Source organism: Streptomyces sp. DvalAA-43, from assembly GCF_900091725.1.
GTDB lineage: Bacteria > Actinomycetota > Actinomycetes > Streptomycetales > Streptomycetaceae > Streptomyces > Streptomyces pulveraceus.
The window spans coordinates 1-11616 of sequence record NZ_FMBW01000053.1; the positions used below are offsets into that span (position 1 = coordinate 1).

Here is an 11616-nt window from a genome sequence, read left to right on the forward strand (position 1 = left end):
GCTTCCGGGCGGGCTCCGGCGCCCGGGGCCGTGCCCGGCGCCCCCGCGGCTCCGGTCGGCGGCAGGCAGCAGACCACGGCCGCCGTCAGCGGGCTGGTGACCGCGCTGCTCGCGCTCTCGATCGTCGCGACGACCTTCACGGTGCAGCTGGTCTACCGCGACTACTACACCTGCGTGAACGACGCCCTGACCAAGACCGGCCAGCTGTCCTGCAACGACCAGCTGCCGAAGCCGCTGGAGCCGTTCTTCGGCGTCAAGGACTAGGTACCCGCCGGGGACCGAAGCCCCGGGGCGCGGGGCGGGCGGGCCCCCTCGGGGCCCTCGGCGATCACGCGGATCCGGACGGTCCGGCCTCTTCGGGCCGGACCGTCCGCTCATGCCAGGGGCCCGTCGGCAGGAAGTCGTACGGCGCGACGCCCCCGTCCTCCCCCTGGGCCGGCGGGTGGGCGGCGGGCGGTACGGGCCCCGGCGCCGCGCCTGCCGCGAGGGAGGACGCGGCGGCGGTGCGCCGGGGTGCGGGCTCGTCCCCCGGCACCGGCCCGGCCGCCTCGTCGCCCGCGTCCGTGCCCCCGGCCCCGTCCCCGTCCCTGTTTCCGGAACGCCGCCACCACCGTCGGCCACCACCGCCCGGCTCCCGCGAGGCGTCCCCGGACGACGGCTCCGGCACCGCGGTCTTCCCCGGTGCCGCGACACCGGGGGCCCCGGCGACGTACGCCGCTTCCTCCCCCTCGGCCGTTCGCCGCCCCTCCCCTTCCCCGTCGCGCCTCCGCAGCCGCCAGGCCCTCAGCAGCAGCGCCCCGGGGACGCCGACCAGCGCCGTCCACACCAGGGCCGCCGCGCCCGTGAGCCACCACACCGGCCCGAACTCCGCCAGTGCGCGGGTGCCGATCGGTCCCCCGGCCGCCGCCGCCAGCACCGCCGTACCGGCCCCGCATCCCACCGCCGCCAGGGCCGCCACCAGCGCGGTCCCCCACGGGCCCCAGGCGTCCCCGCGCGCGGCGTCCGGCGGCGCGGCCCGCCGTACCGTGAACCAGGCGACCGTCACCCCGGCCGCGACCGGCACCGCGCCGGCCGACCAGTTCAGGACCGTTCCCGGGCCCTCGGCGGGCACCGCGGCCAGCAGCGGGAAGCCGGGCATCGCCGGGTGCCCCGAGAAGGCGAGCGGGGTGACCGTGGACGCCGTACCGAGGGCGAAACCCGGCCCGAGCCCGTACGCCGCGCCCCATACCGCCGCGTTCGGCACCAGCACCAGCGCGAGCAGGAGCACCGCGACCCGGCCCGACCAGTCGCCCGAGAGCTGGACGAACGACCGCTGGGCGGGGTGCGCGTGCCACGCCAGCGCCACCGCCACGAGCAGCGCCCCACCGCCGAGCAGTACCGCCACCCCGGCCGCCGCCGCACGCCACACCGTCCCCGCGCGCTCCCTGAACCGGCGGCGCGCCAGCGCCTCGTGCAGGCTCACCGGCGCCCAGGACGGCGGCGGCCCGATCGGGCGCCCGGACGCCGTCCACACCCCGGCCGCCGCCGCGCCCGCCACCACGACGACCGACGGGAAGAGCAGCGAGGGCAGCTGCACGGAGAGCGAACCGCCCCGCACGTAGTACGCGGCAACCGCGCCGACCAGCAGATATCCGCCGACGACCATGCCGAAGGCGCCCCTCGCCGAGGGTGCCGGGCGTCCCTCGTCCGGCACCAGCACATCCCGTGCCGCGCGGTGCACCAGCCACACCGGGACCACGGCGAGCAGCAGCGGGACGATGCCCACCGGGGCGGGGATCCCGCTGAGCGTGTGGGCCCTGGTCAGCTCGGCGCCGTGGGCGAGCAGCCAGAGCCCGGCCGCCGCGTGGAGCGCACCGCCGGGGCTGCTGTCGGAGGCCGGGGCGCTGATCCACAGCGCCAGGACCAGGACGGTGACAGAGCCCAATCCGAGCCCGGCCGCAACCGCTCCACGCAGAAGGGCAAGGGCCAGCACGGCGGACCGGTCCTGCTCTGCCGACAACGACGGGCTGCTTTCGGTCACTTGGGTCACGCGGCAATGCTGCCAACGACACGCGCTTATTCCGTGTAACGGGCGAATGGCCGCTGTGTCGCTCAATATACGTTTATGTTCTTTTTCACCCGGTGCAGCGTTACGGGGGGTTCTTCATGACGCGGAGCTCGACGGATACGGCCTCTGCCCCTCCGCTCCCCTCTCCCAAGGAGCGGCGCAGACTGCGTGAGGCGAAGTCACTGAGTGAGGAGCAGGTCGCGACGGTGGTGGGCGTCACCCGCGCCACGGTCCGGTCCTGGGAGACGGGCCGCACCTCTCCCCGGGGGCGGAAACGCGAGGCATACGCCAGGCTGATCAACGGCGGCCGGCCGAGCTCACAGGCCACCCCGCCGAGCGCCCGGACCAAACCGGCCGCCCCGAACACCCGGCCGAAGGCCGCCGTCAAACGTGCGGCCCGCCCGACGGCACCGACGTCGGTCGCGAGGCTGTCCAAGCCGGTGACGTCCACGAAACCACCGTCGAAGCCACCGGCCCCCGTCGAAGCCACCGGGAGCACTTCCATGGCCCCGACCGAGCCCGGCACCACCCCCGATCCGCCCAGCACCTCCGGCGCCTCCGCCACCCGCGGCACACCAGCGCCACCGCTCGCGGTCTCTGACTCCAATGGCGTATCCACGAGGCCCGGGGCGGCAGCCTGGGCCGCACGCGAGACCGGAGCCGCCGGGCCCTCCCCGGCCGAGGAGGCGTTCGACGCGCTGTACAGGCACTCCTCCGAGGCCCTCTTCCGCCAGACGTTCCTGCTGACCGGGCGCCGGAGCCTCTCCCGGGAGTCCGTCGCGCGGGCCTTCGCGCTGGCCTGGGAGCGCTGGCCCGAGGTCGCGGTGGACCGGGACCCGGCGGGCTGGGTGCGGGCCGCCGCGTACGAGTACGCCATGTCGCCGTGGCACCGGCTGCGCCGCGCCCACCGGCAGTTCGACCCGCCACCGGCCGAACCGGGTCCGCGCGCCCTGCTCGACGCGCTGCTCGAACTGCCGCCCCCGTACCGCCGCACCCTGCTGCTCCACGACGGGGTCGGCCTGGATCTGCCGGAGACGGCGGCGGAGACGGAGGCGAGCACCCCGGCGGCGGCGAGCCGGCTGGTGAACGCCCGTGCCGCGGTCGCCGAGCGGCTGCCCGAGCTGGCGGAGCGCCCGTCGCCCGCCGAACAGTCGGCGTTCCTGAACGAGCGGCTCGGCGCCCTCGTCCTGGCCCAGGCCGCCGGTACGCTCCCCCCGCCCGCCGCGGTCCGCACGGACAGCGAGCGCAAGGCCGAGCTGTGGACCCGGGCGGCCATCGCCTTCACGGTGCTGATCATCGGCCTGACGCTGCTCACGCTGGCGACGGCCCCGACGCGGTACGCGACCCCGGAGTCACCCGCCCAGCGGGTCGGCGGGGTGCCTCCGCGAGGCGGTCCGCAGAAGCTGACGCCGCAGGACGTCAAACTGCGCAAGGCGCTCCACGACAAGCTCGCGCGGGGTCCGGAACGACTGGTTCCCGAGGCCCACTGAGCGGAGGGATCCGCCGTCCCCGCAGCGGGGCGGCGGACACGGAAACGGCGCGGGCCCGTACCCCTGGCCAGGGGTACGGGCCCGCGCCGTCTGTGCGGTGACGCGATACTGCGGTGCCGCTCCGGAGTGGTGGAGCGATCAGGCGCCGAGGATCTCGCGGGCCAGCTTGGCGGTCTCGGTCGGCGTCTTGCCGACCTTGACACCGGCGGCCTCAAGGGCCTCCTTCTTCGCCTGGGCGGTGCCGGAGGAGCCGGAGACGATGGCGCCGGCGTGGCCCATGGTCTTGCCCTCGGGGGCGGTGAAGCCCGCGACGTAGCCGACGACCGGCTTGGTGACGTTGGCCTTGATGAAGTCGGCCGCACGCTCCTCGGCGTCGCCGCCGATCTCGCCGATCATCACGATCAGGTCGGTCTCGGGGTCGGCCTCGAACGCCGCGAGGGCGTCGATGTGCGTCGTACCGATGACCGGGTCGCCACCGATGCCGACGGCGGACGAGAAGCCGATGTCACGGAGCTCGTACATCATCTGGTAGGTCAGCGTGCCGGACTTGGACACGAGACCGATGCGGCCGGGCTTGGTGATGTCGCCCGGGATGATGCCGGCGTTGGACTGGCCGGGGGTGATCAGGCCGGGGCAGTTCGGGCCGATGATCCGGGTCTTGTTGCCCTTCGAGCCGGCGTACGCCCAGAAGGCGGCCGAGTCGTGGACGGCGATGCCCTCGGTGATGACGACCGCGAGGGGGATCTCGGCGTCGATCGCCTCGACGACGGCGGCCTTCGCGAAGGCCGGCGGCACGAAGAGGACGGACACGTCGGCGCCGGTCTTCTCCATCGCCTCGGCGACGGAGCCGAAGACCGGTACCTCGGTGCCGTCGAAGTCGACGGAGGTGCCGGCCTTGCGCGGGTTCACGCCGCCGACGATGTTGGTGCCGTCACCGAGCATCAGCTTGGTGTGCTTCATGCCGGTGGCACCGGTCATCCCCTGGACGATGACCTTGCTGTCCTTGGTGAGGAAGATTGCCATGGTGTTGGAGTCCCTCGTCCCTTACTTCGCAGCCGCGGCGAGCTCGGCGGCCTTGTCGGCCGCGCCGTCCATGGTGTCCACGCGCTGAACCAGCGGGTGGTTGGCGTCGGAAAGGATCTTGCGACCCAGCTCCGCGTTGTTGCCGTCGAGGCGCACGACCAGCGGCTTGGTGACTTCCTCGCCCTTGGACTTGAGGAGCTCAAGTGCCTGGACGATGCCGTTGGCGACCTCGTCGCACGCGGTGATGCCACCGAAGACGTTGACGAAGACGGACTTGACGTCCGGGTCGCCGAGGATGATCTCCAGGCCGTTCGCCATGACCTCGGCGGAGGCGCCGCCACCGATGTCGAGGAAGTTGGCGGGCTTCACGTTGCCGTGGTTCTCACCGGCGTACGCGACGACGTCCAGGGTCGACATGACCAGACCGGCGCCGTTGCCGATGATGCCGACCTCGCCGTCGAGCTTGACGTAGTTGAGGTTCTTCGCCTTGGCGGCGGCCTCAAGAGGGTTGGCCGCGGCCTTGTCCTCAAGGGCCTCGTGCTCGGGCTGGCGGAAGTCGGCGTTCTCGTCGAGCGACACCTTGCCGTCGAGCGCGAGGATGCGGCCGTCCTTGGTCTTCACCAGCGGGTTGACCTCGACGAGGAGGGCGTCCTCGGCGACGAAGGTGTCCCACAGGGTCACCAGGGCCTCGGCCACACCCTCGGCCACGTCGGCCGGGAAATTCGCCTGGGCCACGATCTCGCGGGCCTTGACGATGTCGACCCCGTCGACGGCGTTGACCGGGACCTTCGCGAGGGCCTCGGGGGTCTTCTCCGCGACCTCCTCGATGTCCATGCCGCCCTGCACCGAGGCCATGGCCAGGAAGGTGCGGTTGGTGCGGTCGAGGAGGTACGAGACGTAGTACTCCGCCTCGATCTCCGGGGAGAGCTCGGCGATCATCACCTTGTGGACCGTGTGGCCCTTGATGTCCATACCGAGAATGTCGGTCGCGCGGGCGACCGCCTCGTCGGGGGTGGCGGCCAGCTTGACGCCACCGGCCTTGCCGCGGCCGCCGACCTTCACCTGCGCCTTGACGACAGACTTGCCGCCCAGCCGCTCGGTCGCCTCGCGGGCTGCCTCAGGCGTGTCGATGACTTCACCGGCCAGCACCGGTACACCGTGCTTGGCGAAGAGGTCCCTCGCCTGGTACTCGAACAGGTCCACGCGCGTCCGTCCCTTAATCAATGGTCTCGCGGTTCGTTTTCTGCGTGGGCGTGCCGCGAGGGGCAACGTGACTGCTCGGTCACTAGGAATGCGCACACGGTGACCCCGGATACGCGGCATGTCCATCTCGCAGGTTATCCCCGTGGTCCGCAGGACCCTAAATCAGAGATCGCACCTGAGCGGTGATTACGGTCACAGACCACGCTGGTGGCCGGGTCGCGGTGGACAGAGCCGGTGGCCCGGCTCGCGGTGGGTGCGAGGTCCTTTCTGCCGTGGGTGCGCGGTCCCTGCTACCGATGGGCCTCCCGGTCCGGTACAGGAAGCGGCCGCTTCTCGATGGCCGCCGCCATCACCTCGGGGAAGAGATCCGGGGTGCACGCGAAGGCCGGTGTGCCCAGGGCCCCGAGCGCTGCCGCGTGGTCGCGGTCGTAGGCGGGGGCGCCCTCGTCGGAGAGCGCGAGCAGTGTCACGAACTGCACGCCGGAGGCCTTCATCGCGGCTACCCGCTTCAGCATCTCGTTGCGTATCCCGCCCTCGTAGAGGTCGCTGATGAGGACGACCACGGTGTCGGCGGGGCGGGTGATCCTCGACTGGCAGTAGGCGAGCGCGCGGTTGATGTCGGTGCCGCCACCGAGCTGGGTGCCGAACAGGACGTCCACGGGGTCGTCGAGCTGGTCGGTCAGGTCGACCACCGCCGTGTCGAAGACCACGAGCCTGGTCCGCAGGGTGCGCATGGAGGCGAGCACCGCGCCGAAGACGGAGGCATGGACGACGGAGGCGGCCATCGACCCCGACTGGTCGATGCAGAGGATCACGTCCTTCTTCACGGACCGGGCGGCCCGCCCGTAGCCGATGAGCCGTTCGGGGACGACGGTGCCGTACTCGGGGAGGTAGTTCTTGAGGTTGGCCCGGATGGTGCGGTTCCAGTCGATGTCGTGGTGGCGGGGCCGGTCGGTCCTCGCCGAGCGGTCCAGCGCGCCGGTGAGCGTGGCCCGGGTGCGGGTGGCGAGCCGCTTCTCCAGGTCCTCGACGACCTTGCGCACGACCGCTCTCGCGGTCTCCTTCGTCGTCTCGGGCATGGCCTTGTTGAGCGAGAGGAGCGTGCCCACGAGGTGGACGTCCGCCTCGACCGCCTCCAGCATCTCCGGTTCGAGGAGCAGTGCGGCGAGACCGAGCCGGTCGATCGCGTCCCGCTGCATGACCTGGACGACGGAACCGGGGAAGTAATTGCGGATGTCGCCGAGCCAGCGGGCCACGGAGGGGGCGGAGGCCCCGAGTCCGCCCGAGCGGCTGTTCCTCCCCCGGCCGCCGGGCCTGCCGCCGTCGCCGTACAGAGCGTTCAGCGCGCCGTCCATCGCGGCGTCGCGCCCCGTGAGGGTGCGGCCGGTGCCCTCCGCACCGTCCCCGCCCAGGACCAGCCGCCACCGGCGCAGCCGCTCGTCGTTCGCCTGACCGCGGGAAGTACGCGGTGCGTGGGGCGCGTTGGGCGTGTGCGGTGTGCTGGGCGTGTGCGGTGTGCTGGATGTGCGCGGTGCGTGCGGCGCGGTGCCGGCCGTGTCCGTGGTCATCCCGTTGCCCCCTGCGGTTCCTTGACGTTCGTGGCTCGTACGCCCTGCCCGGACGGGGCGTCGCCGTCCGGGCCCGGTCCGGGGTGCGGGTCGTGGTGCGCATCGTGGTGCGGGTACGGGTCCCGGTCGTGGCGCGGGTCCGGGTCGTGGCGCGGGTCCGGGTCGTGGCGCGGGTCCGGGTCGTGGCGCGGGTCCGGGTCGTGGCGCGCTCCGAGCAGAAGGCGCAGCACCGTCTCGACCGCGTCGGCCCGTGTCTCGTCCAGTCCCGGGGCGAATCCGGGTGCCGTCGCCCCGGTCCCCGTACCGCTGCCCATGGCTGCCGGGCCTCCGGCGGACGGGCTCCGTCCCACGAGCTCGCCCAGGGTGCGCCGCACGCCCGCCTCGTACGCCGAGAAGGTGCGGCGCAGCAGTGGCAGCACATCGTCGAAGAGGTCGGCGGGCACCCCGGTGAGCCAGGCGTCGACCAGGCCGAGCAGCCGCTCGTCGTGGACGAGCAGCATGCCTCCGCCGGCGGCCCCGCCGACGAACCCCTCGATCCACGCCGCGGCGTCGGCCGGGGGTGTGCCGGGCGAGAGGGCCAGGCCCATCAGCCGTGCCGCGTCGTCCTCCGCGAGCCGTCCGTCGTCGAGCAGCAGGCGGGTCGCACGTCCCCGGACGACCCCCGCGACGGTGTCCCGGGCGGCGAGCTTGTGCAGTACGGCCGTCCAGCGCCCGCGCAGCCCGTCCGCCTCCGTGCCGGCGTGGGCGGGTGCGGCCCCGGTGAGCAGCCCGATCGCGGTGTGGACCCCGTCCATCCGAGCGCGCAGCGCTTCGGCGCCGTCGGCGTCGAGCCCGGTGCAGGCGGGTGGCAGGCCGACGCAGATCCGCTCGGCGAGCCCGGCCGCGACCTCGCCGAGTGCCGCCGTGTCCGTGGACCGCACGTCGCCGTAGCGCAGGGTGCGGGCGAGTGCGGGCAGGGCGTCGGCGAGATGGCCCACGTCGGCGTCGAGCGCGGCGCGGTCGGCGAGGGCCCGCATCACGACGGGGAGCGCGTCGGGCAGTTCGGCGAGGAGGCACTGCTCGGCGAGTGCCGTGACCTCGGCGAGCGCGGTCGCCGAGGCGGCCTGGGACGCGGCCTTGGCGGTCGCCGCGGAGAGCACGGTGGTGCCCCAGGTCCCGGCCTCCGCGACCTGTACGTACAGCTCGGGTTCCCAGCGCAGCCGCCAGCTCTCCCGGAAGGTGCCGGTGCTCGCCCGGCCGGTGGCGGGCTCGCCCCAGTCGACGGCGAGGACGCGCAGTCGGTGGAGCAGTCTGCTGCGGGCCGCGTCATTGTCCTTGCGCAGGTCGAGTTCCAGCTCCCGCTCCGTCGCCTCCGGTTTGAGCCGGAGCGTGCGCTGTCGGCGGGTGAGGTCGCGCTGCAGCGGTACGACAGGGGCGGTGTCCGGCACCCGGCCGAGGGTCTCGCCGACGGTCAGCCGGTCGTGGACGAGCGCGAGCGGCACGTCGGAGCCCTCGCACATCACGGCCCGGATCGCGTCGGTCGTCTCGCCCAGTCCGGCGAGCGGGCGGCCGCGCAGGGCGGCAAGGCTCCCGGCGAGCCGGACGGCCTCGATGACATGGGCGGAGGACACGAACCTGTCCTCGTCGCGCAGGAGTCCGGCGACCTTCGTCATCCACCGCTCGATCGGGCGGTCCGGGGCGTCGAAGAGGTGCCCGTACCAGCCGGGCGAGTCGATGCCCGCCCCGTATCCGCTCCGCCGGGCGAGCCGCCGGTGCGACCAGGGCACCCAGGTCAGCTCGGCCTTGACCTTGGGCAGTCCCTTGAGCAGGGCGCGGTCGGCGGCGAGCGTGGTCCGCGTGGCGAGCGCGGGCACGTGCCAGGCCCCGCAGACGACCGCGATGCCGTCGCCGAACTCCTTTCCTGCCTTGCGCAGTTGGATACGCATGTGCGCCTCGCGGACGGCGTCACGGGGGTGGCCGCCGTCGCCGTACACCTCGCGCAGGGCGGTCATCGCCTCGGCGAGCGCGGCGAACGGTGCCCCGGGGTCGGCGGCTTCGCCGCCCTGGGCGCGGTGTTCGACGACGTCCTCCCACCAGCGCTCCGGGTCGTCGTGGCCCGCCGCCTCGGCGAGCACGCCGATGGGGTCGATCGGGGCCCGTGCGGCCGGTCCGGCTCCGGCGGGCGCGTCCGCCGGGCCCACCCCGCCGTCCGCTTCCCCGGGCCCGTCCCGCTCCTCGGCCCCGGCGCCGTCCGCCGCGTGTTCCGCATCCCGTGCCATGGCCAGGGAATGCGCCGCGGGCAGGTCGATGAACCGGACCGGAACGCCGTGTTCGAGGCCCCAGCGGATCGCGACCCATTCGGGCGAGAAGGCGGCCAGCGGCCAGAACGCCGCCTGCCCCGGGTCGTCGACGGCATGGGCGAGCAGCGCGACCGGTGGCCGCATCCGCTCGTCGGCGGCCAGCGGCAGCAGCGCGTCCGCCTCCGGTGGACCCTCGACGAGCACGGCACGCGGGCGGGCGGCCTCCAGCGCCGCGCGGACGGCACGGGCCGAGCCCGGTCCGTGGTGCCGCACCCCCAGCAGCAGCGGTCCCGCTCCCGCGGGACGTCCGGCCCCGGTCATGCCGATACCTCGCGGCAGGCGCGGTAGAAGTCCTTCCACCCGTCCCGCTCCCGGATCACCGTCTCCAGATACTCCTGCCAGACCACGCGGTCGGCCGCCGGATCGCGGACGACCGCGCCGAGGATGCCCGCCGCCACGTCGCCGGGGCGCAGCACCCCGTCCCCGAAGTGCGCGGCGAGAGCGAGGCCGTTGGTGACGACGGAGATCGCCTCGGCCGTCGACAGCGTCCCCGAGGGGGACTTGAGTCTGGTGCGGCCGTCGGCGGTGACTCCGTCGCGCAGTTCGCGGAAGACCGTGACGACGCGCCGGATCTCGGCCATGCCGTCCGGTGCGGCCGGGAGGTCGAGCGAGCGCCCGATCTGGTCGACGCGCCGGGACACGATGTCGACCTCGGCGTCGGGGGTGGCCGGCAGCGGGAGCACGACGGTGTTGAAGCGGCGGCGCAACGCGCTGGACAGCTCGTTGACCCCCCGGTCGCGGTCGTTGGCGGTGGCGATGACATTGAATCCGCGGACCGCCTGGACCTCCTGGCCCAGTTCGGGGACGGGGAGCGTCTTCTCCGACAGGATCGTGATGAGCGAGTCCTGTACATCGGCGGGGATACGGGTGAGTTCCTCGATCCGTGCCGTCATGCCCTCGGACATGGCGCGCATGAGCGGGCTGGGCACCAGGGCGTCGCGGCTGGGGCCGTGCGCGAGCAGCTGCGCGTAGTTCCAGCCGTAGCGGATGGCCTCTTCGGGGGTGCCCGCCGTGCCCTGGACGAGCAGGGTCGAATCGCCGCTGACGGCGGCCGCGAGGTGCTCCGACACCCAGGTCTTGGCGGTGCCCGGAACGCCGAGGAGCAGCAGGGCCCGGTCGGTGGCGAGGGTGGTCACGGCGACTTCGACGAGGCGGCGCGGGCCCACGTACTTCGGTGTGATCACGGTGCCGTCCGGCAGGGCGCCGCCGAGCAGGTAGGTGGCGACGGCCCATGGGGAGAGCTTCCAACAGGCGGGGCGCGGGCGGTCGTCGGCCGCGGCGAGGGCCTTCAGCTCATGGGCGAAGGCGTCCTCGGCATGCGGCCGGAGCGCCTGTACGCCGACGGTGGCGGTGGTTTCGGACACGGTCATGGATCCCCCTCCGGATCGGTCGACCCGATGTGCTCCCCACCGTGCACCACGGCACTGACAATCGGTCATGTCCGCAGGTCAGGGCGATTGTCAGTGGTGCGCCCTACCGTCGTTCCCATGCTGCTATCTCACGGGGGAGAACCCTTGCGTGCCGCCGGCCCGGTGGCGCGCTGGACGGTGGGGCAGGTACTGGCCCTCGCTCCTGACGATGCGTCACGCAGGGCCGGGAGCAGGCTCGGTTCGGCCGGCCCCTGGTCGGGCGGCGGGTGCGACGGTTCGGGTGCGGTGTGGGGCCTGTGCAAGGGGAGCGGAAGCACGCCGTACCGGACGGTGGTCGACACCACCGGCCCCGCGTACGCATGCAGTTGCCCGAGCCGGAAGTTCCCCTGCAAGCACGCGCTGGGGCTGCTGCTGGTCTGGGCGTCGGGCGAAGCGGCCCTGTCCGCGGGCGAGGTGCCGGACTGGGCCGGTGAGTGGCTGGCGGGGCGCCGCGAGCGGTCGGCCGGGAAGGCGGAGCAGCGGGCGGCGGCGGGCGGCGCCCCGGCCACGGGCCCGGCCGACCCGGAGGCCGCGCGG

General features: G+C 73.7%; 7 protein-coding genes and 3 pseudogenes. 4 read left to right on the forward strand and 6 right to left on the reverse strand.

What is annotated here, in order from left to right; translation table 11 throughout:
* Positions 1-264: pseudogene (locus GA0115234_RS21805) on the forward strand (hypothetical protein); the annotation flags it as partial.
* 64 nt (positions 265-328) lie between these two features.
* Here GA0115234_RS21805 and GA0115234_RS21810 read toward each other — a convergent pair.
* Positions 329-2020, reverse strand: coding sequence for a cell division protein PerM (locus GA0115234_RS21810; RefSeq protein ID WP_256088760.1), 1692 nt, complete (start codon positions 2018-2020; stop codon positions 329-331).
* A 125-nt stretch (positions 2021-2145) separates the two neighbouring features.
* Between GA0115234_RS21810 and GA0115234_RS44365 the strand changes: the two are divergent.
* Both GA0115234_RS44365 and GA0115234_RS21815 read left to right on the forward strand, forming a co-directional pair.
* Positions 2146-2283 (forward strand): annotated as a pseudogene (locus GA0115234_RS44365) (DNA-directed RNA polymerase sigma-70 factor); the annotation flags it as partial.
* Between the two features lie 267 nt (positions 2284-2550).
* Positions 2551-3537 (forward strand): RNA polymerase sigma factor, encoded by a 987-nt coding sequence (locus GA0115234_RS21815; RefSeq protein WP_370804541.1) that lies wholly within the window; start codon positions 2551-2553, stop codon positions 3535-3537.
* 138 nt (positions 3538-3675) lie between these two features.
* Here GA0115234_RS21815 and sucD read toward each other — a convergent pair whose 3' ends face one another.
* The 5 genes and pseudogenes from sucD to GA0115234_RS21845 form a co-directional block, all read right to left on the reverse strand.
* Positions 3676-4560 (reverse strand): succinate--CoA ligase subunit alpha, encoded by an 885-nt coding sequence (gene sucD / locus GA0115234_RS21820; protein WP_093544207.1) that lies wholly within the window; start codon positions 4558-4560, stop codon positions 3676-3678.
* 21 nt (positions 4561-4581) lie between these two features.
* Complete coding sequence (gene sucC / locus GA0115234_RS21825; RefSeq protein WP_093544209.1) at positions 4582-5763, reverse strand: ADP-forming succinate--CoA ligase subunit beta; 1182 nt, start codon at positions 5761-5763, stop codon at positions 4582-4584.
* 290 nt (positions 5764-6053) lie between these two features.
* On the reverse strand, positions 6054-7331 hold the full coding sequence (locus GA0115234_RS21830) for a vWA domain-containing protein (RefSeq protein WP_176729237.1): 1278 nt from the start codon (positions 7329-7331) through the stop codon (positions 6054-6056).
* 194 nt (positions 7332-7525) lie between these two features.
* A pseudogene (locus GA0115234_RS21840) lies at positions 7526-9931 on the reverse strand (DUF5682 family protein); the annotation flags it as partial.
* Positions 9928-11040 carry an ATP-binding protein gene (locus GA0115234_RS21845; protein ID WP_093544211.1) on the reverse strand — a complete coding sequence of 371 codons (1113 nt, stop codon included), beginning with the start codon at positions 11038-11040 and terminating at the stop codon, positions 9928-9930. The gene GA0115234_RS21845 and the pseudogene GA0115234_RS21840, both read right to left, overlap by 4 nt.
* A gap of 117 nt (positions 11041-11157) precedes the next feature.
* Between GA0115234_RS21845 and GA0115234_RS21850 the strand changes: the two genes are divergently transcribed.
* A partial coding sequence (locus GA0115234_RS21850; protein WP_141718450.1) for an SWIM zinc finger family protein occupies positions 11158-11616 on the forward strand: 459 nt, incomplete at its 3' end.